General features: G+C 71.6%; 20 protein-coding genes. 8 read left to right on the plus strand and 12 right to left on the minus strand.

The features are described 5' to 3' along the window. Window positions 1-410 precede the first annotated feature (410 nt). The 3 genes from ACFQGL_RS31675 to ACFQGL_RS31685 all read right to left on the minus strand — a co-directional run bounded on the left by ACFQGL_RS31675 (window position 411) and on the right by ACFQGL_RS31685 (window position 3,025). A complete protein-coding gene (locus tag ACFQGL_RS31675; protein WP_377516337.1) occupies window positions 411-1,325 on the minus strand; it encodes an ATP-grasp domain-containing protein in 915 nt (304 codons plus the stop codon). Between the two features lie 14 nt (window positions 1,326-1,339). Beyond that, window positions 1,340-1,675, minus strand: coding sequence for a hypothetical protein (locus ACFQGL_RS31680; RefSeq protein WP_377516338.1), 336 nt, complete (start codon window positions 1,673-1,675; stop codon window positions 1,340-1,342). A 399-nt stretch (window positions 1,676-2,074) separates the two neighbouring features. Beyond that, complete coding sequence (locus ACFQGL_RS31685; RefSeq protein WP_377516339.1) at window positions 2,075-3,025, minus strand: heme o synthase; 951 nt, start codon at window positions 3,023-3,025, stop codon at window positions 2,075-2,077. 267 nt (window positions 3,026-3,292) lie between these two features. On the opposite strand from ACFQGL_RS31685, the gene tkt reads away from it, so the two are divergent. From tkt to pgl, 6 genes are all read left to right on the plus strand, one after another. Continuing rightward, entirely contained in the window at window positions 3,293-5,431 is a 2,139-nt protein-coding gene (gene tkt, locus ACFQGL_RS31690) for a transketolase (RefSeq protein ID WP_377516340.1), read from the plus strand. Between the two features lie 15 nt (window positions 5,432-5,446). After that, window positions 5,447-6,625 (plus strand): transaldolase, encoded by a 1,179-nt coding sequence (tal, locus tag ACFQGL_RS31695; protein WP_377516341.1) that lies wholly within the window; start codon window positions 5,447-5,449, stop codon window positions 6,623-6,625. Continuing rightward, window positions 6,622-8,271: a glucose-6-phosphate isomerase gene (locus ACFQGL_RS31700; protein ID WP_377516342.1), complete on the plus strand. Its 1,650-nt coding sequence runs from the start codon at window positions 6,622-6,624 to the stop codon at window positions 8,269-8,271. Before tal ends, ACFQGL_RS31700 begins: the two co-directional genes overlap by 4 nt. 2 nt (window positions 8,272-8,273) lie before the next feature. Then, the gene (gene zwf / locus ACFQGL_RS31705) at window positions 8,274-9,824 is read left to right on the plus strand and encodes a glucose-6-phosphate dehydrogenase (protein ID WP_377516343.1); all 1,551 of its coding nucleotides are present in this window, start codon (window positions 8,274-8,276) and stop codon (window positions 9,822-9,824) included. 22 nt (window positions 9,825-9,846) lie between these two features. Further along, window positions 9,847-10,863: a glucose-6-phosphate dehydrogenase assembly protein OpcA gene (locus ACFQGL_RS31710; RefSeq protein ID WP_377516344.1), complete on the plus strand. Its 1,017-nt coding sequence runs from the start codon at window positions 9,847-9,849 to the stop codon at window positions 10,861-10,863. A gap of 125 nt (window positions 10,864-10,988) precedes the next feature. Further along, on the plus strand, window positions 10,989-11,759 hold the full coding sequence (gene pgl, locus ACFQGL_RS31715) for a 6-phosphogluconolactonase (protein ID WP_377516345.1): 771 nt from the start codon (window positions 10,989-10,991) through the stop codon (window positions 11,757-11,759). Between the two features lie 53 nt (window positions 11,760-11,812). On the opposite strand, the gene ACFQGL_RS31720 is transcribed toward pgl, so the two are convergent. The 8 genes from ACFQGL_RS31720 to rapZ form a co-directional block, all read right to left on the minus strand. Then, complete coding sequence (locus tag ACFQGL_RS31720; protein ID WP_377516346.1) at window positions 11,813-12,157, minus strand: RNA polymerase-binding protein RbpA; 345 nt, start codon at window positions 12,155-12,157, stop codon at window positions 11,813-11,815. A gap of 138 nt (window positions 12,158-12,295) precedes the next feature. Continuing rightward, window positions 12,296-12,556 carry a preprotein translocase subunit SecG gene (secG, locus tag ACFQGL_RS31725; RefSeq protein ID WP_377516347.1) on the minus strand — a complete coding sequence of 87 codons (261 nt, stop codon included), beginning with the start codon at window positions 12,554-12,556 and terminating at the stop codon, window positions 12,296-12,298. 95 nt (window positions 12,557-12,651) lie between these two features. Continuing rightward, a complete protein-coding gene (gene tpiA / locus ACFQGL_RS31730; RefSeq protein WP_377516348.1) occupies window positions 12,652-13,443 on the minus strand; it encodes a triose-phosphate isomerase in 792 nt (263 codons plus the stop codon). Next, entirely contained in the window at window positions 13,444-14,643 is a 1,200-nt protein-coding gene (locus ACFQGL_RS31735) for a phosphoglycerate kinase (protein ID WP_377516349.1), read from the minus strand. It lies immediately after the preceding gene. Beyond that, on the minus strand, window positions 14,640-15,644 hold the full coding sequence (gene gap, locus ACFQGL_RS31740; protein WP_377516353.1) for a type I glyceraldehyde-3-phosphate dehydrogenase: 1,005 nt from the start codon (window positions 15,642-15,644) through the stop codon (window positions 14,640-14,642). Before gap ends, ACFQGL_RS31735 begins: the two co-directional genes overlap by 4 nt. Window positions 15,645-15,907: 263 nt before the next feature. Then, window positions 15,908-16,888 carry a DNA-binding protein WhiA gene (whiA, locus tag ACFQGL_RS31745; RefSeq protein WP_354860370.1) on the minus strand — a complete coding sequence of 327 codons (981 nt, stop codon included), beginning with the start codon at window positions 16,886-16,888 and terminating at the stop codon, window positions 15,908-15,910. A 54-nt stretch (window positions 16,889-16,942) separates the two neighbouring features. Continuing rightward, on the minus strand, window positions 16,943-17,983 hold the full coding sequence (locus tag ACFQGL_RS31750) for a gluconeogenesis factor YvcK family protein (RefSeq protein WP_377516350.1): 1,041 nt from the start codon (window positions 17,981-17,983) through the stop codon (window positions 16,943-16,945). Continuing rightward, the gene (rapZ, locus tag ACFQGL_RS31755) at window positions 17,980-18,864 is read right to left on the minus strand and encodes an RNase adapter RapZ (RefSeq protein WP_377516354.1); all 885 of its coding nucleotides are present in this window, start codon (window positions 18,862-18,864) and stop codon (window positions 17,980-17,982) included. The genes ACFQGL_RS31750 and rapZ overlap by 4 nt, the downstream gene beginning before the upstream one ends. A 273-nt stretch (window positions 18,865-19,137) precedes the next feature. Here rapZ and ACFQGL_RS31760 point away from each other — a divergent pair, with 273 nt between their 5' ends. After that, a complete protein-coding gene (locus ACFQGL_RS31760; RefSeq protein WP_334632401.1) occupies window positions 19,138-19,482 on the plus strand; it encodes a hypothetical protein in 345 nt (114 codons plus the stop codon). Between the two features lie 76 nt (window positions 19,483-19,558). After that, window positions 19,559-21,403, plus strand: a complete 1,845-nt coding sequence (gene recQ, locus ACFQGL_RS31765; RefSeq protein ID WP_377516351.1) for a DNA helicase RecQ — start codon at window positions 19,559-19,561, stop codon at window positions 21,401-21,403. 65 nt (window positions 21,404-21,468) lie between these two features. Here recQ and ACFQGL_RS31770 read toward each other — a convergent pair. Continuing rightward, window positions 21,469-21,696, minus strand: a 228-nt coding sequence (locus tag ACFQGL_RS31770) for a C39 family peptidase (RefSeq protein ID WP_377516352.1), incomplete at its 5' end; no start/stop codon positions are given.

The following is a 21,696-nucleotide window of genomic DNA, read 5'->3' on the forward strand; positions in this document are numbered from 1 at the left end:
CCCCGCGCCCCGCGCCCCGCGCCCCGCGCCCCGCGCCCCGCGCCCCGCGCCCCGCGCCCCGCGCCCCGCGCCAGGATCGTGCTCGATCCTGGCTGTAGTGGGGTCGGACACGCGGGGATGCCACTACATCCAGGTTGTTGCGCGCCCGACCCGCCCGACCCGGTCGGCCGCGGCCGGGCGGGTCGAGCGGTGCCTGCAGACCGACCGGTCCAACAGCAAGATCCGCACAACTTCGGGGAAAGTGCTGGGTCACGGCGCGCTGAGGCGACAACATCCCTGAAGTTGTGCGGATCTTGAAGGCGCGGGGCGACGGCCAGCGCCGCGAGGGAGCGACAGCTCCGAAACCACGCAGGCCGCGACAGCCCAGAGCCACGCGGACCACGTCGGCACCGGGCCGGGTCAGGGACGACTCAGGAGCGGGTCAGGTGGGTGGTGATCGCGTCGGCGAGGCGGTCGGGGGCGCCCTCGGCGTAGCCGAGGAACAGCGAGGGCTCGGTCAGCTCCAGTTCGACCAGGACCGGGTCGCCGTCCGGGCCGGGGATCAGGTCCACCCGGGCGTAGAGCAGCTGCCGCGTCCCGCCCGGCACCGTGGCCAGCGTCCGCTCGGCCACGGCCAATTGTTCGGGCCGGGCGGTGCGGGCGGTGATCTCCTCGGCCTTGTAGAGGTCGTCCGGGCCGAGATCCGGACCGGTCAGCATCGGCCCCTTGCGAATCGCGTGGCTGAACGCCAGGCCGTCCGGGCCGGCCAGGAAGAGCAGCGCCGTCTCGCCCTCGGTGTCGACGGCGGTCAGGTACGGCTGGATCATCGTTACCCGGCCGGCCTCGGACAGCCGGCGTACGTGCGCGGCGGCCAGGTCGCGGTGCTCCGGGTCGGCAAGGTCGTACCGGCCGGTGTCCTGGCTGCCCGCGCTGACCGCCGGCTTGATCACGTACTCACCGCTGTCGGCCGGTGGTTGCCAGGTCTCCCTTGGCTCGACCCAGGAGGTCGGCACGGTGGGTACGCCCGCCGCGCTCAACTCGGCGAGATACCGCTTGTCGGTGTTCCAGCGCACCACGTCGGCCGGGTTGACCAGGGCGGCAACGGAGGCAGCCCAGGCGACGAACTCGTCGCGACGCAACGCGTAGTCCCACGGTGAACGGAGCACGACCAGGTTGTAGGAGGCCCAGTCCACATCGGGGTCGTCCCAGACGACCACCTCGGCGGCGATCTGGCGGGCGGCCAGCGGGGCGATGACGAGGCGGTCGTCCGGGTCGAGGTCGACCAGCCTGCTACAGGTGACGAGAGCGACCCGGGGTTCCCCCCGGGTCGGCTGGTGGTTGGTCAATTCAGCTGTCTATCTCACCGGGCCATCGTGCGCCGGGCCATCGACCGCCACAGGTCGTTGCTCGGACGCATCTGGTCCATCAGTTCACGCTCCCAGGCGTTCTCGACGGTGACTCCCGCCTTGGCGCACGCCTCCCGTGCGGTGACGGTGTCCTCGGCGAACTGGTCGCCCCACTCACCGTCGGAGCCCACGAGAACGATTCGCGCGCCACGCTTGCCGACGTACTCGATGACCGCCTTCGCCCCGCCGTGTCCGGCGGCGAACGACTTGAGGCCCGCGACCAGACCGTGAGGGGCCGGGTCGCCGGCGGTCTGCTCGGCCGTCAGCGTCGTATCGGAACCATCTGCCATGACGCGAAGCCTAAGCAGAGTTGCACCCGGGCGGGCGAGAACCATGAACCTTTTGTGATGCCAATTACCTACAGGTTTAAGGAAGACCACAGGTTGTGTGCCCGAATTTATACCGACTTTTGGTCGTAAAGCACATCGGCAAATCGGGGCCGAGCGACCTAGGTTGAGCCGATCCGACTCATGCCGAAAGTTACTCTGATGTGACGTTAAACCCGGACAACTCATCCATGGCCGTGATTAGTCAGCGGATCGCCACCAGCGGCGGCAACCACGACCGCCGGCGGCAACCACCACCAGCGGCGGCAACCACCACCGCCAGCGGCGGCAGACCATCGGCGAGCACGGCCGCATCGAGAGAGCCGGCTCAGGGAGCCGGCGGGGAGTAAACCGGCGGAGAGGTCAGATCAGCGCGTCGAGCGCGACGGCCAGGAAGACGATCGTGAGGTACGTCGTCGACCAGTGGAACAGCCGCATCGGCTTGACCGCCTCGCCGCGCGTCGCACGCCTGCAGAGCCGGTGTGCCTCGACCAGGAAGATGGCGCCAACCACCAGGGTCGGCAGGCCGTAGATCGCGCTGAGCCCCAGCGGCCAGACCGCCAGCGAGGTGAGCACGGTCAGCCACGCGAAGATCAGGATCTCGGCGTTCACCCGGCGGATGGAGGCCACCACCGGCAGCATCGGGATGCCGGCGCGGGCGTAGTCGTCCTTGTACTTCATGGCGAGCGGATAGAAGTGCGGCATCTGCCAGAAGAAGACCACGGCGAACAGCGCCCAGGCGGCCGGCGCCAGCGAGCCGGTGACCGCCGCCCAGCCGATCAGCACCGGAGCGGCACCACAGGCCCCGCCCCAGAACGTGTTCGTCGGGGTGGAGCGCTTGAGCCACAGGGTGTAGACGAGGTCGTAGTAGGCGATCGCGGCGAGGGTCAGCCCGGCGGCCAGCAGGTTGGTGAACGCCGCCATCAGGACGATCGACACCGCCGCCAGCACCAGACCGAAGATCAGCGCGCTGCGCGGCGACACGGTGTGCGCGGGCAGCGGCCGGCGCTTGGTACGCCGCATCAACTGGTCGATGTCCCGGTCGATGTAGCAGTTGAGCACGCTCGCCGCACCGGCGGCCAGCGAGCCGCCGATCAGCACCACGGCCATCAACCACAGCGACGGCAGGCCGCCCTCGGCGAGCATCATCGCCGGGATGGTGGTGACGAGCAGCAGCTCCACGATCCGTGGCTTGGTGAGCGCCACGTACGCCGAGAGGATCGCGCGTACGTCCCGCCGGGCCACCGGGCCCTCGGCCGCCCGCGCCGGGTGCCCGGCGGGGTTGCTCGCGGGGCGCTCGGTGATCATGCTCACGGATTGCCACCTTCCGGCATCAGCACGGGGAGATCGGATTGGCCGGGCCCACCCAGGGGCCGCATACCGACCCACACACTACGCGTCGTCGTTTTCGCTGCCCGGCCGACCCGACAACGGTGCGGGCCGTCACACCACCGGGTTTGAACCGCGCGCCCGGGTAGTCACGTACCGCACACCATGCAGAGATCCGTGGGCGGACGTTTAGGCACGGTCGATAGGGTCACCAGTGAGGGTTCCGACCATCTGCCTAGGAGCACAACCATCGTGGCTGCCAACCGACCCGAGCACTCCGCACTCAACTGGTCCGACCTCGACCGCCGGGCCGTCGATACCGTCCGCGTGCTGGCCATGGACGCCGTGGAGAAATCCGGCAACGGCCACCCGGGCACCGCGATGAGCCTGGCGCCCGCGGCGTACCTCCTCTTCAACCGCGTCATGCGGCACAACCCCGCCGACCCGAGCTGGGCCGGGCGGGACCGTTTCGTGCTCTCCGCCGGGCACTCCAGCCTGACGCTCTACATCCAGCTGTTCCTGTCCGGCTACCCGCTGAGCCTGTCGGACCTGCAGGCGCTGCGGCAGTGGGGCTCGCTCACTCCGGGTCACCCCGAGCACGGGCACACCCCGGGCGTGGAGACCACCACCGGCCCGCTCGGGCAGGGCCTGGGCAACGCCGTCGGCATGGCTATGGCGGCCCGCCGTGAGCGCGGCCTGTTCGACCCGGAGGCCGAGCCCGGCGCCTCGGTCTTCGACCACAACATCTGGTGCATCGTCTCGGACGGTGACATCGAGGAGGGCATCAGCCACGAGGCGAGCGCCCTCGCCGGGCACCAGCAGCTGGGCAACCTCGCGGTGATCTACGACGACAACGAGATCTCGATCGAGGACGACACCCGGATCGCCAAGAGCGAGGACGTGGCGGCCCGCTACGAGGCGTACGGCTGGCACGTGCAGACCGTCGACTGGCGCAGCGGCGACGCCGACCAGGGCGACTACCACGAGGACGCCGAGGCGCTGTACCAGGCGCTGCTGGCCGCCAAGGCGGAGACCACGCGTCCCTCCTTCATCGCGCTGCGCACCATCATCGGCTGGCCCGCACCCAACAAGCAGAACACCGGCAAGATCCACGGTTCGGCGCTCGGCGCCGACGAGGTGAAGGCCACCAAGCGGATCCTCGGCTTCGACCCGGAGCAGACCTTCCAGGTCGACGACGAGGTGCTCGCCCACGCCCGGCAGGTGATGGGCCGCGGTGCCACCGCCGAGCAGGAGTGGACCGGCGAGTTCGATGCCTGGGCGAAGGCCAACCCGGAGCGCACCGCGCTCTTCGAGCGGCTCGCCGGCCGGGTGCTGCCGGAGGGTTGGATCGAGGCGCTGCCCGTCTTCCCCGCCGACGCCAAGGGCGTGGCCACCCGGGCCGCCTCCGGCAAGGTGCTGGAGGCCCTCGCGCCGGTGCTGCCGGAGCTGTGGGGTGGCTCGGCCGACCTCGCCGAGAGCAACAACACCACCATGAAGGGCGAGCCGTCGTTCATCCCGGCCGCGCACGCCACCAAGGACTTCCCGGGTCACGAGTACGGCCGCACGCTGCACTTCGGCATCCGTGAGCACGCCATGGGCGCGATCCTCAACGGCATCGCCCTGCACGGCGGCACCCGCCCCTACGGCGGCACGTTCCTGGTGTTCAGCGACTACATGCGCCCCTCGGTACGACTGGCCGCGCTGATGAAGCTGCCGGTGACCTACGTCTGGACGCACGACTCGATCGGCCTCGGCGAGGACGGCCCGACCCACCAGCCGGTGGAGCACCTGACCGCGCTGCGCGCCATCCCCGGCCTGGACGTGGTCCGGCCGGCGGACGCCAACGAGACCGCCTGGGCGTGGCGGCAGGCGCTGGAGCACACCGACCGGCCGACCGCGCTGGCCCTGAGCCGTCAGCCGCTGCCGACCCTGGACCGGGACGTCCTGGGTGCCGCCGACGGGGTGGCCAAGGGTGGCTACGTGCTGGCCGAGGCATCCAACGGCAAGCCGCAGGTGATCATCGTCGGCACCGGCTCCGAGGTGCAGCTCTGCCTGACCGCTCGGGAGCGGCTGGAGGCGGACGGCACCCCCACCCGGGTGGTGTCGATGCCGTGTCAGGAGTGGTTCTTCGAGCAGGACGAGGCGTACCGGGAGTCGGTGCTGCCGCGCGGGGTAAAGGCACGGGTGAGCGTGGAGGCAGGCATCGCCATGTCCTGGCGCGCGATCGTCGGCGACTGCGGCGAGAGCGTCAGCCTGGAGCACTACGGCGCCAGCGCCCCGCACACCGTGCTCTTCGAGCAGTTCGGGTTCACTCCCGACCGGATCGTGGCGGCCGCGCACGCGGCGCTGACCCGGGTGGGCGACATCACCGGTTACACGACCGGCAACTGAGGGAGCGTGGACGGCATGACGGACAAGCTGAGCGAGCTCACCGCCGCGGGTGTCGCGGTCTGGCTCGACGATCTTTCCCGGGTACGACTGAGCTCCGGCGGGCTGGACCAACTGCGCCGTGAGAAGCACGTGGCCGGTGTGACCACCAACCCGACGATCTTCGCGAAGGCGCTGAGCGACGCCGACGAGTACAACTGGCAGCTTCGCGACCTCGCCATCCGTGGCGTGGAGGTCGAGGAGTCGGTACGGATGCTCACCACGTACGACGTACGTTGGGCCTGCGACGTGATGCGCCCGTCGTACGACGCCAGTGGCGGCGTGGACGGCCGGGTCTCCATCGAGGTGGACCCGCGACTGGCGCACGAGAGTGACCGGACGGTCGCCGAGGCCAAGGCGCTGTGGTGGCTGGTCGACCGGCCCAACCTCTACATCAAGATCCCGGCCACCGAGGCGGGTCTGCCGGCGATCACCGCCACGCTGGCCGAGGGCATCAGCGTCAACGTGACGCTGATCTTCGGGCTGGACCGCTACTCGGCGGTCATGGAGGCGTTCCTCGCGGGCCTGGAGCAGGCCAAGGCCAACGGCCACGACCTGTCCACCATCGGCTCGGTGGCGTCGTTCTTCGTCTCCCGGGTCGACTCCGAGGTCGACAAGCGGCTGGAGAAGGTCGGCTCCGAGCAGGCCAAGGCGCTCAAGGGCAAGGCCGCCATCGCCAACGCCCAGCTCGCGTACGAGCGTTACGGCGAGGTGTTCTCCTCGGACCGCTGGCAGGCGCTCGCCGACGCCGGCGCGCACCCGCAGCGGCCGCTGTGGGCGTCCACCTCCACCAAGAACCCGGACTACCGGGACGTGATCTACGTCGAGGAGCTGATCGCCCCCGGCACGGTCAACACCATGCCGGAGTCGGTCATCCACGCGTACGCCGATCATGGCGAGACCCGCGGCGACACCATCACCGGTTCCTATGACGCGGCCCGGAAGGTCTTCGCGGACCTGGAGTCGGTCGGGGTGGACCTGGCCGACGTGATCGCCACCCTGGAGCGCGAGGGCGTCGAGAAGTTCGAGGCCAGCTGGCAGGAGCTGCTCGAGGGCGTCCGCAAGTCGCTGGAGGCGGCGGGCGCCGGTAAGGGTTCACCGAACAAGGCCGCCAAGGGCAACGCGAAGGCCGCCGAGCAGGCCGGTGGTAACGCATGAGCGAGCTTCTCGACGGTCCGGTGGAGTCCGCGGCCGGGCTCTCGGTGTACGGCGCGGACGCGGTCGACAAGGCCGCGCCCGCTTCGACCCGGGACGCACTGGTCCGGGCCGAGGTCCCCGGCAAGCTAGCGGCGAAGGACCCGAGCCTGTGGGGCCCGGACGCCGAGGCCGAGGCGAAGATCCGGCTCGGCTGGGTGGACACCCACCGGCACAGCCGGGAGCTGCTGGCCCAGCTCGCCGAACTGCGGGCGGAGCTGGCCGACCTGGACCACGTGGTGCTGGCCGGGATGGGCGGCTCCTCGCTGGCCCCCGAGGTCATCACCCGGACCCTGGGCCGACCGCTGACCGTGCTGGACACCACCGACCCGGGCCAGGTTCGGGCCGCGCTCGGTGACCGGCTGGAGCGCACCGTCGTGGTGGTGGCCAGCAAGTCCGGCTCGACGGTGGAGACCGACAGCCACCGACGCGCCTACTGGCAGGCGTTCCTGGACGCCGGGATGACCGAGGCGGAGGCCGGTCGGCACTTCGTCATCGTCACCGATCCCGGCTCCCCGCTGCAGGCCACCGCCACCGAGATGGGCGCGTTCACCGTGCTCGCCGACCCGAACGTGGGCGGCCGGTACTCGGCGCTGACCGCGTTCGGGCTGGTGCCCTCGGCGCTGGCCGGCGTCGACGTGGCCGAGCTCCTCGACCAGGCCGACGCGCTGGCCGCGTCGCTCGGCGGCGAGCAGGACAACCCGTCGCTGGCGCTGGGCGCCGCGCTGGGCTCCGCCGCCACCGCGGGCCGGGACAAGGTCGCGCTGATCTCCGACGGCACCGGCATCGACGGGCTCGGCGACTGGGCCGAGCAGCTGATCGCCGAGTCGACCGGCAAGGCCGGGGTGGGCGTCCTGCCGGTCGTGGTGGAGTCCCCGCAGAGCCCCGGGGCCTCCGGCGCGGACGTGCTGACCGTCACCTACGGCGGCGCGCTGACCGCCGGCGACGTGCCGGGCGGCGGTGCCAACCCGGACGTGGCGGTCAACGGCCCGCTCGGCGCGCAGTTCCTGGCCTGGGAGTACGCCACCGCGGTGGCCGGCGTGGTGCTCGGCATCGACCCGTTCAACCAGCCGAACGTCACGGAGTCCAAGGAGAACACCAACAAGATCCTGGCCTCGGGCCCGCCGGCGGAGACGCCGTCGTTCACCGAGGGCGCGATCGAGGTGTACGCGCCGCAGGGCGCCCCCGGCGACCTGGCCGGCGTACTGCGCTGGCTGCTGGACGGGCTGGGCGACGACGGCTACCTCGCGGTGATGGCGTACCTGGACCGGTTCGCCGACGCCGACGCCGCCGGGCTGCGGCCGCTGCTGGCCGGCGCGTCCGGTCGGCCGGTCACCTTCGGCTGGGGGCCCCGGTTCCTGCACTCCACCGGTCAGTACCACAAGGGCGGCCCGCAGGTGGGCAGCTACCTTCAGCTGACCGGCGCGGTCGCCGAGGACCTGCCGGTGCCGGGCAAGCCGTACACCTTCGGTGAGTTGCAGGCGGCGCAGGCCGCCGGCGACCGGCAGGCGCTGTCCGGCCGGGAGCGGCCGCTGCTGCGGCTGCACCTGACCGACCGGGCGGCCGGTGTGGCCCAACTGCTCGACGCGGCCGGTGAGCTCCGGGCGTGAGGATGGACGACGTGACCCAAGCGGAGCGAGGAGGCGGCGTGAATCCGCTGCGCGACCCGCAGGATCGCCGGTTGCCACGGATCCCCGAGCCGTGTGCTCTGGTGATCTTCGGGGTGACCGGCGACCTGGCCCGCAAGAAGCTGCTCCCCGCGGTGTACGACCTGGCCAACCGGGGGCTGCTGCCGCCCGGTTTCGTGGTGCTCGGCTTCGCCCGTCGCGACTGGGGTGACGGCGACTTCGAGACGCTGGCCTGCGAGGCGGCACGCAAGCACGCCCGTACCCCCTGGCGCGACGAGGTCTGGGCCCGGCTCGCCGGCAACATCAAGTTCGTCGGTGGGTCGTTCGACGACGACGCCGCCTTCGACCAGCTCGCCTCGACGCTGGACGAGCTGCGGCAGACCCACGGCATCGCCGGCAACGCGGCGTTCTACTTCTCCATCCCCCCGGCCGCGTTCCCCGTCGTACTCAAGCAGTTGGCCCGCACCGGGATGGCCGACAACGAGAAGTCCGGCGGATGGCGTCGGGTGGTGGTGGAGAAGCCGTTCGGCAACGACCTGCCCTCCGCGAAGGCGCTCAACGACCTGGTCGACGACGTCTTCACCAGCCAGGACGTCTTCCGGATCGACCACTACCTGGGCAAGGAGACGGTCCAGAACATCCTCGCCCTGCGGTTCGCCAACAACCTGTTCGAGCCGCTGTGGAACTCCAAGTACGTCGACTCGGTGCAGATCACCATGGCCGAGGACGTCGGGATCGGCACCCGTGCCGGCTTCTACGACACCGTCGGCACCGCGCGCGACGTGCTCCAGAACCACCTGCTCCAGCTTCTCGCCCTGGTCGCCATGGAGGAGCCGACCAGCTTCGACGCCGACGAGATCCGGGCCGAGAAGCTGAAGGTACTCAAGGCGATCACCCTTCCCAAGGACGTGGCCCGGGACACCGTCCGCGGCCAGTACCTGCCCGGTTGGGTGGGCGGCGAACGCGCGGTCGGCTACCTGGACGAGCGGGACGTCCCCGCCGACTCCACCACCGAGACGTACGTGGCGGTGCGGCTGGGCATCCAGAACCGCCGCTGGGCCGAGGTGCCGTTCTACATCCGGGCCGGCAAGCGGCTGCCCCGGCGGGTCACCGAGGTCGCCATCATGTTCAAGAAGGCGCCGCACCTGCCGTTCAACGACGCCGACATGGAGTCGCTGGGCAACAACCAGCTGGTCATCCGGGTGCAGCCGGACGAGGGCGTGGTGCTCAAGTTCGGCTCGAAGGTGCCGGGCACCACGATGGAGGTCCGCGACATCGCGATGGACTTCCAGTACGGCGAGGCGTTCACCGAGTCCAGCCCGGAGGCGTACGAGCGACTGGTGCTGGACGTGCTGATCGGCGATCGCACGCTCTTCCCGGACGCGGCGGAGGTCGAGCAGAGCTGGCAGGTGGTCGACCCGCTGGAGCACGCCTGGGCGGGCACCACGCCGGAGCCGTACCGCTCCGGCGAGTGGGGGCCGCGGGCGGCCGACGAGATGCTGGCCCGCGAGGGCCGGGCGTGGCGGCGCGCATGAGCGAGCGAAGCAGGAGGCTCCAGTGATCGGGCTGTGGGACACCACCGGCAACGAGGTGGTCAAGGCACTGGCCGCCGAGCGGCGTAGCGCCGGTGGGGTGGCCAGCGGCATGGCACTCACCCTCATCGTGGTGGTGGACGAGAAGCGGGTCCGCGAGGCGGAGGCGGCGGCGACGATCGCCGCCGCCGCCCACCCGTGCCGGCTGGTGGTGGTGGTCCGCTCCGAGATCGAGCGGGACCGCAACCGGCTGGACGCGGAGATCGTCGTCGGTGGCCGGCTGGGCCCGTGCGAGGCGGTGGTCACCCGGATGTACGGGCGGCTGGCCCTGCACGCCGAGTCGGTGGTGATGCCACTGCTGGTCCCGGACGTGCCGGTGGTCACCTGGTGGCACGGCGAACCGCCGGCCGAGATCGCCACCGACTTCCTCGGTGTGGTCGCCGACCGGCGGATCACCGACGCGGCGCAGGCCGCCGACCCGGTGGAGGCGCTGCGGCAGCGGGCCCGGGACTACGCACCCGGCGACACCGACCTGGCGTGGACCCGGATCACCCCGTGGCGGACCTTGGTCGCGGGGGCGTTCGACACCACCGAGGCGCGGGTCACCGACGCCACCATCGTGGCGCCGCCCACCGACCCGACGGCGGCGCTGATGGCCGGTTGGCTGTCCAGCCGGCTCGGTATCACCCCGCGCCTGGTCGGCACCGACGAGTTCCCCCGGATGCGGGAGGTGCAGCTGACCTGCGCCAACGGCGACAACCTGACGCTGACCCGCGAGGACAGCATGGCGGTGTTCCGCCGGACCGGCCAGGACGATCGGGCCCTGCCACTGGTCCGTCGGCCACTCGGTGACGAGCTGGCCGAGGAGCTGCGCCGCCTGGACGCCGATCAGGTGTACGCGGAGGCGCTGGGCGCGACCGCCGGGCTACGTGGGCTGGAGCAGCGTCCCGGCCAGCGGGTGCACGTCTGGAAGGACCCGGCCACCGCGCAGCGCGCCGAGGCCGGCGTCACCGCCCACGTCGGCACCAGCACCCAGGGCTGACGGCGTACGAGGCACGACATCGGGGCAGGGTCGGGAAGATCCCCGGCCCTGCCCCGGAAACCTCCGGGGCACCCGCCCCGCGACGACAGCGACCGCCGCGCGGTCGAGAAACGAAGGCACAACCGATGAGTGAGGCGAGTGTCGCCGTCCACGCCGATGCCGACCTGCTGGCCCAGGCCGTGGCGGCTCGGCTGCTGGTGAAGCTGCTCGACGCCCAGGCCGACCGGGGCGAGGCCTCGGTGGTGCTCACCGGTGGGCGGGTCGCCGCGGCCGTGTACCGGGCGGTGGCGCAGCTACCGGCCCGCGACGCGGTGGACTGGTCCCGGGTCGACGTGTGGTGGGGCGACGAGCGGTTCCTGCCCGCCGGTGACCCGGAGCGCAACGAGACCCAGGCCCGCGCCGCCCTGCTGGACGTGGTGCCGCTGGACCCGGCCCGGGTGCACCCGATGCCGGCGTCGGACGGCCCGGCCGGCAACGACCCCGAGGCGGCTGCCGCCGGGTACGCCGAGGAGTTGGCCCGCGCCGCCCGACCCGGGCACGCCGCGCTGCCGCACTTCGACGTGCTGATGCTGGGCGTCGGAGAGGACGGGCACGTCGCCTCGGTCTTCCCCGGGCATCCGGTGCACTACGACACCCGGCCGGTCAGCGCGGTGCGGGGCAGCCCCAAGCCGCCGCCGGTGCGGACCACGCTCACCCTGCCGACGATCAACACGGCCGACGAGATCTGGCTGGTGGCCGGCGGTGCCGACAAGGCACGGGCGATCGGCATGGCGCTGGCCGGTGCCGGGCCGGTGCAACTGCCGGCCGCCGGCGTGCACGGCGTAAGCCGTACCCGCTGGCTGTTGGACCGGGCGGCGGCGGCCGACGTGCCGGCCCGCCTGCGCAGCCTGCGCTGAAGCGGTAAGGAAGGGCCCCCTGTTAACGCCTGGCGTTGTACAGGGGGCCCTTCCTAACCCTCACCTCGACGGCGGCGCAGCGCGGCGAGCGCCTCGGCCAGCAGCGCCTCGCCCTCCTCGGCGGTACGCCGCTCCTTCACGTACGCCAGGTGGCTCTTGTAGGGCTCGGCGCGGGTCCGGCCGGGCGGGTTCTGCTCGTCCGGCCCGGCGGGGAGGCCACAGCGGGGGCAGTCCCACAGCGGTGGCGCCACGGCGTCCGCAGCGATCCGGATACTGGTCCGGTGGTCGTTGCGGCACCAGTAGGTGACGTCCTGTCGGGGGGCGGGCTGGTGTCGCTCGTCCGGGCGGATGGGTGCGGACCCGACCCGGGCGCCGCGGATGACGTTGCCACTCGGCACGGCTGCTCGCTCCTGTCGTCGGAGGGACCCGCCGTCGTCAGGGGTGGGCGGCGGGCGACGCGGTGCAGCGGAGAAAAGCCTGCGCGCGGCCCGTCGAGTGACGGACCGCGCGCAGATTGTACGACTTGACGGGCCCGCTCAGGCGCCGCTGTTGAGCTGGAGGCGGAGCCAGAGCCCGAGCCCGACGATGGCCGCGAACCAGACGACACCCACCAGAACGGTGTAACGGTCCAGGTTCTTCTCGGCCACCGAGGAGCCGGCGAGGCTGGAGCTGACGCCACCGCCGAACATGCTCGACAGACCGCCGCCCTTGCCACGGTGCAGCAGGATGAGCATGGTGAGCAGGACGCTCGTGATGATCAGCAACACGATCAACGTGTATGCGAACCAGATCGGCATGGCTGGGGTCAGTCCTCTCGTAGCGATCCTCGCCCGGTCTGATCGGGCACGGTGGCACCGACCGGCGGACGGGCGGTGTCCAGGATACCGAGCGATCAGCGGGTGATGTGCTCCGGGAACCTGCAGATCTGCGCGAATTCCTCCGCGTCCAGGCTGGCGCCCCCGACGAGGCCCCCGTCCACGTCCGGCTGGGCCATGATCGACGCGGCGTTGGACGCCTTGACCGAGCCGCCGTAGAGGACCCGGACCTGGTCGGCGGTGTCCTGGTCGAACTGCTTCGCCAACCGCTGACGGATCGCCCCGCACACCTCCTGGGCGTCCTCGGGCGTCGCGGTCTTGCCGGTGCCGATCGCCCAGACCGGCTCGTACGCGATCACGACCTGCCGCACCTGCTCGGCGGTGAGCCCGGCGAGGCCCCCGTCGAGCTGGGTGGAGCAGTGCGCCACGTGGGTGCCCTGCTCGCGCACGTCCAGCCCCTCACCCACGCAGAGGATCGGGGTCAGCCCGTGCGTGAGCGCCGCCTTCACCTTGGCGTTGACGACCGTGTCGTCCTCGTGGTGGTAGGCCCGCCGCTCGGAGTGCCCGACCACCACGTACGTGCAGCCGAGCTTGGCCAGCATCGCACCGGAGATGTCCCCGGTGTACGCGCCCGAGGCGTGCGGGGAGAGGTCCTGCCCGCCGTAGCCGATCAGCAGCTTGTCCCCGTCCACGGCGGTCTGCACCGTACGCAGGTCGGTGAACGGCGGCAGCACGACCGTCTCCACCTCGGTGAGCTGCTTCTCGGTGAGGCTCGCGGCCAGCTTCTGCACCAGCAGGTTGGCCTCGAGGTGGTTGAGGTTCATCTTCCAGTTGCCGGCCATCAACGGCCGGCGGGTGGTGCTCGCCATTCAGCTCTCCAGGGCCGCGATGCCGGGGAGGGTCTTGCCCTCAAGGTATTCCAGGGAGGCGCCGCCGCCGGTGGAGATGTGCCCGAAGGACGACTCGTCCAGACCGAGGGCACGGACCGCCGCCGCCGAGTCGCCGCCGCCGACGACAGTGAACGCGTCGGCCTTGGTGATCGCCTCGGCGACCCCCCGGGTGCCGGCCGCGAACGCCGGCATCTCGAACACGCCCATCGGGCCGTTCCAGAAGACCGTCTTGGCCTGGGACAGCGCGGCGGCGAAGCCGGCCACCGTCTCCGGGCCGATGTCCAGACCGAGCCGGTGGCTCGGAATGCCGTCGACGCGCACCGTGTCGTGCGTGGCGTCCGGGGCGAACGCGTCCGCGGCAACAATGTCGACCGGGAGCATGATCTTGCCGCCGGACCGCTCCAGCAGGTTGCGGCAGGTGTCGACCATGTCCTTCTCGAGCAGCGAGGTGCCCACCTCGAGGCCCTGGGCCTTGAGGAACGTGAAGCACATTCCGCCGCCGATGAGCAGCCGGTCGACCGTGGGCAGCAGCGCCTCGATCACGGCGAGCTTGTCGGAGACCTTGGACCCGCCGAGCACCACCACGTACGGCCGCTCGGGCTCGCCGGTCAGCCGGGAGAGCACCTCGACCTCGCGCAGCACCAGTCGGCCGGCCACGTGCGGCAGCCGGGCCGGCACGTCGTAGACGCTGGCGTGCTTGCGGTGCACCGCGCCGAACGCGTCGTCGACGTAGGCGTCACCGAAGCCGGCGAGTTGGTCGGCGAAGGCGCCCCGCTCCGCGTCGTCCTTGCTGGTCTCACCGGCGTTGAAGCGCAGGTTCTCCAGCAGGGCGACCTGGCCGTCGGCCAGGTCGGCGACGGTGGAGCGGGCGGAGTCACCGACGGTGTCGGTGGCGAAGTGCACCGGAGCGCCGAGCAGCTCACCGAGCCGCCCGGCGACCGGGCGGAGGCTGAACTGCGGGTCCGGCGCGCCCTTCGGGCGGCCCAGGTGGGAGCAGACGACCACCTTCGCGCCCGCCTCGACCAGCGCGCCGAGCGTCGGGAGCACCGCCCGGATCCGGCCGTCATCACTGATGGCCCCGGTCTGCTTGTCGAGCGGGACGTTCAGGTCGGCGCGCACCAGCACGCGCCGACCCGACACCCCCTCGGCGAGCAGATCGTCGAGGGTCCGGATGCTCACAGCGAGCTACCGACCAGCTTGACGAGATCGACGAGCCGGTTGGAGTAGCCCCACTCGTTGTCGTACCAGCCGACGACCTTGACCTGGTTGCCGACGACCTTGGTCAGCGGCGCGTCGAAGATGCACGACGCCGGGTCGGTGACGATGTCGGTGGAGACGATCGGGTCCTCGTTGTAGACCAGGATGCCCTTGAGCGGGCCGTCCGCGGCGGCCTTCAGCGCGGCGTTGACCTCGTCCACGGAGGTCTCGCGGCTCACGTTGACGGTGAGGTCGGTGACCGAGCCGGTGGGGATCGGCACCCGCAGCGCGTACCCGTCGAGCTTGCCCTTGAGATCCGGCAGCACCAGGCCGATCGCCTTCGCGGCGCCGGTCGAGGTGGGAACGATGTTCAGCGCGGCGGCGCGGGCCCGACGCAGATCCGAGTGCGGCGCGTCCTGCAGGTTCTGGTCCTGGGTGTACGCGTGGATCGTCGTCATCAGGCCGTGCTGGATGCCGAACGTGTCGTGCAGGACCTTCGCCATCGGGGCGAGGCAGTTGGTCGTGCACGAGGCGTTGGAGATGATGGTGTGCTTGGCCGGGTCGTAGGTGTCCTGGTTGACACCCATGACGACGGTGACGTCCTCGTTCTTCGCCGGAGCGGAGATGATGACCTTCTTGGCGCCGCCGTCGACGTGCGCCTTGGCCTTGGTGGCGTCGGTGAAGAAGCCGGTCGACTCGATGACGATGTCGGCGCCGACCTCGCCCCACGGCAGCGACGCCGGGTTCTTCTCCGCGTACGCCTTGATGGTCTTGCCACCGACGGTGATCTCGTCGGCGGTGGCCTTGACCTCGTAGGGCAGGCGACCCAGGATGCTGTCGTACTTGAGCAGGTGGGCGAGCGTGGCGTTGTCGGTCAGGTCGTTCACCGCCACGACCTCGATGTCGGCGTCGGACGCCAGCACTGCCCGGAAGAAGTTACGGCCGATCCGGCCGAAGCCGTTGATGCCAACCCGGATGGTCACAGGTCCCATCTCCTCGCATTGTGGTCTGCCGGCGTCAGACAACGGGCCGGCGGAGTGGTGTGCGCCGACCGTTGGAGCCGGCCGTTGACGGTTCATCTCGGCCACCCCGCCGCGGTCTGAGGACCTGACCGCCCCGAGGCGGTGGCACGACGAGGAGTGCCTGTGTCGGCCCCCTTGCCGTACGCAGCGACCATATCCGAGCGTGCGGGGCCACGCTGCGCCGGGGCGTGGTCCCGGGCGCACCGTACGGCCCCACCGTCCTATCAGACCACGAGCATGTCGGGCGTGACGGCTGCTTCGGTATCCGGAATGCCGAGGTCCCGGGCCCGCTTGTCGGCCAGCGCGAGCAGCCGGCGGATCCGCCCGGCGATGGCGTCCTTGGTCAGCGGAGGCTCGGCCAGGGCGCCCAACTCCTCCAGCGACGCCTGCCGGTGCTCCAGTCGCAGCCGGCCCGCGTCGGTCAGGTGGTTGGGTGCCTCCTCGGCCAGGATCTCCAGCGCCCGGGTCACCCGGGCGGCGGCGGCCACCGCGGCGCGCGCCGATCGGCGCAGGTTGGCGTCGTCGAAGTTGGCGAGCCGGTTGGCGGTGGCCCGTACCTCGCGGCGGACCCGCCGCTCCTCCCAGGCCAGGACGCTGGAGTGCGCGCCGATCCGGGTGAGCAGCGCGGCGATCGCGTCGCCGTCCTTGACGACCACCCGGTCCACGCCGCGCACCTCGCGGTTCTTGGCGGTGATGCCGATCCGGCGGGCCGCGCCGACCAGTGCCAGGGCCGACTCCGGCCCGGGGCAGGTGATCTCCAGGGCGCTGGACCGGCCGGGCTCGGTGAGCGAGCCGTGCGCCATGAAAGCGCCGCGCCAGGCGGAGACCGCGCAGCAGACGTTCGCCGCCACCACGTGCGGGGGCAGCCCGCGTACCGGCCGCCCGCGTACGTCCAGCAGGCCGGTCTGCCGGGCCAGCGCCTCGCCGTCCTTGACCACCCGGACGATGAAGTGGCTGCCCTTGCGCAGGCCGCCGGAGGCCAGCACGTGGATCTCGCTCGGGTAGCCGTACACCTCGGCGATCTCCCGGCGCAGCCGCCGGGCCACCGCGCCGGTGTCCAGCTCAGCCTCCACCACCACGCGGCCGGAGACGATGTGCAGCCCGCCGGCGAAGCGCAGCAGAGCGGCCATCTCCGCCCGCCGACAGCAGGGCTTGGGCACGTCGACCCGACTCAGCTCGTCCTTGACCGCAGCCGTCATCGCCATTGTGCGTCCCCTCACGGACCGGTTCCGGCGTGTCGCCGGAGATTACGTACGTGTCTAACGATCGGCACCCAGGACAGGCACCAGCGCGGCGCCCAGGGCAACCGGATCATGGCGGGGAGTGTCGTCGGTGACGGCGACAGGGGCGAGGACCAGGCGGGCACCCAGCGATTCTGCCGCACGTTCGACCGGTTCGGGGTCACCCACCGCCTTGGCGTCGGCCAGCACGAGATCCACCTTGAGCTCGGGCAGGTACCAGCGCAGCGCCGCGAGGTGGTCGGCGACGGAGAGCCCGAGGGTCTCCTTCTCGGCGGCGAGATTCAGGGTGACCAGCCGCCGGGCCGGGCTGGACACGATCGCGTCGGCCAACTGCGGCACCAGCAGGTGCGGCAGCACGCTGGTGTACCAGCTGCCCGGCCCGAAGATCAACCAGTCCGCCGCGCCGATCGCCGCCAGGGCCTCGGCGCAGGCCGCCGGGGCTGCCGGGGTGAGCCGCAGCGCCTCCACCCGCCCGGTGGTGACCGCCACCTGGTGCTGGCCGCGCAGGGTACGCACCTCGTCCGGGGCGGCCGGGTCGGCGCCGCGCACCTGCGCCTCGATGCCGACCGGTTGGCGGGACATCGGCAGCACCCGGCCGACCGCGCCGAGCATCGCGCCGGCGTGCTCAAGCGCGGCCACCGGGTCGCCGAGCAGCTCCATCAGGCCGCAGAGCACCAGGTTGCCCACCGCGTGCCCGGCCAGCCCGTCGGAGCGGGCCGCGCCGCCGTCGCCAGGGCCGTCGCCGACCGCCGGGCCGGAACCACCCGACCCCTGCTCGGGTACGCCCGCCACGGCCGCGGCGAAGCGGTGCTGGAACAGTCCGGCGCTGCGGCGGGTGGCCGGATGGTCGCCGGCCAGCGCGACCAGGGCCTGCCGCAGGTCACCCGGGGGCAGGCCGCCCCGCTCGGCGCGCAGCCGGCCACTGGAGCCGCCGTCGTCGCCGACGGTGACCACGGCGGTGATGTCCAGGTCGAGTTCGGGGGCGCAGTGGCGCAGCGCGCGCAGCGAGGCGGACAGCCCGTGTCCTCCGCCGAACGCCACCACCCGGCGGGTGGTCATTCCCGCCCCAGGTCGCGGTGCTGGGCGTTGGCCGCCAGCCCGGAGTGGCGCAGCCGGCTGGCCAACTCCTCGGCGATGGCCACGCTGCGGTGCTTGCCGCCGGTGCAGCCCACGGCGACCGTCAGGTACCGCTTGCCCTCCCGCTCGAAGCCGGTGGTGGTGGCGTTGACCAGGTCGGCGTACGAGGCGACGAAGGCGTCCGCGCCCTCCTGGCCCAGCACGTACGTGCTGACCGCCTCCTCCCGCCCGGTGTGCTCGCGCAGCTCCGGCACCCAGTACGGGTTGGGTAGGAACCGGGCGTCCAGCACGAAGTCCGCGTCCGGCGGCAGGCCGTACTTGAAGCCGAACGACAGCACGGTGACCCGCAACCGGCGGGCGTCCTCGCCGCCGAACAGCTCCTCGATGCGCCGCCGGAGCTGGTTGACGTTGAGGCTGCTGGTGTCGATGATCACGTCGGCCTGGTCGCGGGCCTCCTCCAACAGCCCGCGCTCGACGGCGATGCCGTCCGCCAGCCGCCCGTCGCCCTGCAACGGGTGCGAGCGGCGCACGCTCTCGAACCGCCGGATCAGCACCTCGTCGTCGGCGTCGACGAAGACCACCCGGGGCGAGAAGCCGCGGTCCTTGAGCTCGCGGATCGCCCCGGCCAGGTCGGTGGAGAAGGCACGCGAACGCACGTCCAGCACCATCGCGGTACGCCGGGCCGCGCCGCCGGCCTTGAACGCCAACTCGGCCATGTCGAGCATCAGCGCCTGCGGCAGGTTGTCCACCACGTAGTAGCCGACGTTCTCCAGCGCCCGGGCGACGGTGCTGCGGCCGCCACCGGAGAGCCCGGTGACCACCACGAGCGTGGTCTCCGACTCGGCCGTCGGCTCCCCGTCGATGGTCGTCGAGTCGTCGATCCGGTCGCCGGCTGTGCGCGCCTCGCTCACCCGTACCCCCAAGCCGTGGCGCCGCGGCCGCCATCGGCCGCGATTGGTCAATCAGCGACTCTATCCCGCCGCCCGAACGCGGTCCGGCACCCGTCGCGGGTCGGCCGGCGAAGGATCGGTCGCGGGTCGGCCTCCCGACAGTCACCGCCCCTTGATGACGATCAGTAGTCGTCAATACGCTCTTCGTGATCGCCGCAGGTCAAGGCCGACATCTGGGAGGGTGCGATGCACGATCTGGCGGACAAGAACAAGTACATCGGCTTCCTGTTCATGCGGATCAGCCCGGAATACTTCGCCCTCGGCCGGGAGGGCATCCACGAGGTCTCCGCCGAGCACGCGCGGGACCTGGGCCGCTTCGCCAAGCAGCTCACCCATGTCGTGACGACCGGGGTGAACGGCAAGTACGACCAGGTCACCATCGTCGAGGGCGACACCCTGGAAGAGATCAACGCGGCGGCCACCGCGTTCCGGATGGGCAACAAGGCCCGCTACATCGAGATCGTCGACATCGTGGTCGGAATGAAGGCCCCGCCGCGCGGGCTGGCGAACCGGTCCAGCCAGCCCGGCTGACCACCCGCCCCGTCCGGCGTACCCGGCCCGGGTGTGCCGGACGGGCACTGTCGGGGTCGGCTCGTAGAATCCGCGGATGGCTTCCCCCACCGACCTGCGCACCGCCGAAGCGCTCGAGGTGTTGCGCCGGGTATTCGGCTACGACGCCTTCCGCGGCTTCCAGCAGGAGGTGATCGACCATGTGGCGGCCGGCGGCGACGCGCTGGTGCTGATGCCCACCGGTGGCGGCAAGTCGCTCTGCTACCAGATCCCGGCCCTGGTCCGCCCCGGCGTCGCAGTCGTCGTGTCCCCGCTGATCGCGCTCATGCAGGACCAGGTCGACGCGCTCACCGCGGTCGGCGTACGCGCCGGGTTCCTCAACTCGACGCAGACCCTCGACGCCCGGCGCCGGGTCGAGGCGGCCTTCGTCGCCGGCGACCTGGACCTGCTCTACCTGGCGCCCGAGGCACTCGGCGTCCGTTCCACCCTCGCGCTGCTGGAGCGCGGCACGATCGGGCTGTTCGCGATCGACGAGGCGCACTGCGTGTCGCAGTGGGGGCACGACTTCCGCCCCGACTACCTGGCGCTGTCGATGCTGCACGAGCGGTGGCCGCAGGTCCCCCGCATCGCGCTGACCGCCACCGCGACCAGCGCCACCCGCACCGAGATCGCCTCCCGGCTCAAGCTCGACGACGCCCGGCACTTCGTGGCCAGCTTCGACCGTCCCAACATCCAGTACCGGATCGTGCCCAAGCGGGAGCCCCGCAAGCAGCTGCTGACCCTGCTGCGCGACGAGCACCCCGGCGACGCCGGCATCGTCTACTGCCTGTCCCGGGCCTCGGTGGACAAGACGGCCGAGTTCCTCACCTCCAACGGGATCGCCGCGCTGCCCTACCACGCCGGATTGGACGCCGGCACCCGTGCCGCCAACCAGCAGCGCTTCCTGCGCGAGGACGGCCTGGTCATGGTGGCCACCATCGCCTTCGGCATGGGCATCGACAAGCCCGACGTCCGGTTCGTCGCCCACCTCGACCTACCCAAGTCGGTCGAGGGCTACTACCAGGAGACCGGCCGCGCCGGCCGCGACGGGTTGCCGTCCACGGCCTGGCTGGCGTACGGGCTGCAGGACGTGGTCCAGCAGCGCAAGATGATCGAGACGTCCGAGGGCGACCTCGCGCACCGTCGCAACCTCGCCGCACACCTGGACGCGATGCTCGCGCTCTGCGAGACGGTTCGCTGCCGGCGGGTCCAGCTCCTCGAATACTTCGGCGAGACGACGACGGTGGCGTGCGGCAACTGCGACACCTGCCTGAGCCCGCCGGAGTCCTGGGACGGCACGGTCGCGGCGCAGAAGTTGCTCTCCGCCGTCTTCCGCCTCGACCGCGAGCGCAACCAGCGGTTCGGCGCGGGGCACTGCATCGACATCCTGCTCGGCAAACAGACCGACAAGATCAGCCAGTACGGCCACGACTCGCTGACCGTCTTCGGCATCGGCGCCGACCTCCGCGAGGCCGAGTGGCGGGGCGTGGTCCGCCAACTGCTCGCCGAGGGGCTGCTGGCCGTGGAGGGCGACTACGGCACGCTGGCGCTGACAGCGGCGAGCGCCGACGTGCTGGGTCGCCGACGCACCGTGACGATGCGCCGTGAGCCGGAGAAGCCGGTGTCGAGCCGGTCGGCGAAACCGCGTGGCGCGGCCACCGTGGTCGCCGAGCTGGACCAGGCCGCCACGTCGGTGTTCGAGCGGCTGCGCGGCTGGCGGGCGGCCACCGCCAAGGAGCAGGGCGTGCCCGCGTACGTGATCTTTCACGACGCCACGCTGCGACAGATCGCCAGCGACGCACCGAGCTCGCTGGCAGAGCTGTCCCGGATCAGCGGGGTCGGCGAGAACAAGCTCGCCAAGTACGGCGAGCAGATCCTGACCGTCCTGACCGCCGATACCTGATCGCGGCGTGACGAAGGGCCGGTCCCCGTGGTGGGGTCCGGCCCTTCGTGGTGGTGTGTGGTGGGTTAGCTGGTGGCGTAGCCGCGGGTGGCGATCCAGTCGGCGAGGTGTTGGACGCTGATGTCGTAGGAGGCCATGGTGGGGTCGGCGGAGTCGGCGATGGTGACGGTGTTGCCGTTGTCGCGGTAGCCCACGACGCTGATGTAGTGCCCGCCTTCGAAGGAGTGGGTGGTGCCGTCGGTGTCGGTGGTGGTGCCGGCGATGTTGGCGACCACGGCCCGGCCGTCGTCGAC

It is taken from the genome of Micromonospora vulcania (assembly GCF_042658605.1).
Taxonomy (GTDB): Bacteria; Actinomycetota; Actinomycetes; order Mycobacteriales; family Micromonosporaceae; genus Micromonospora; species Micromonospora vulcania.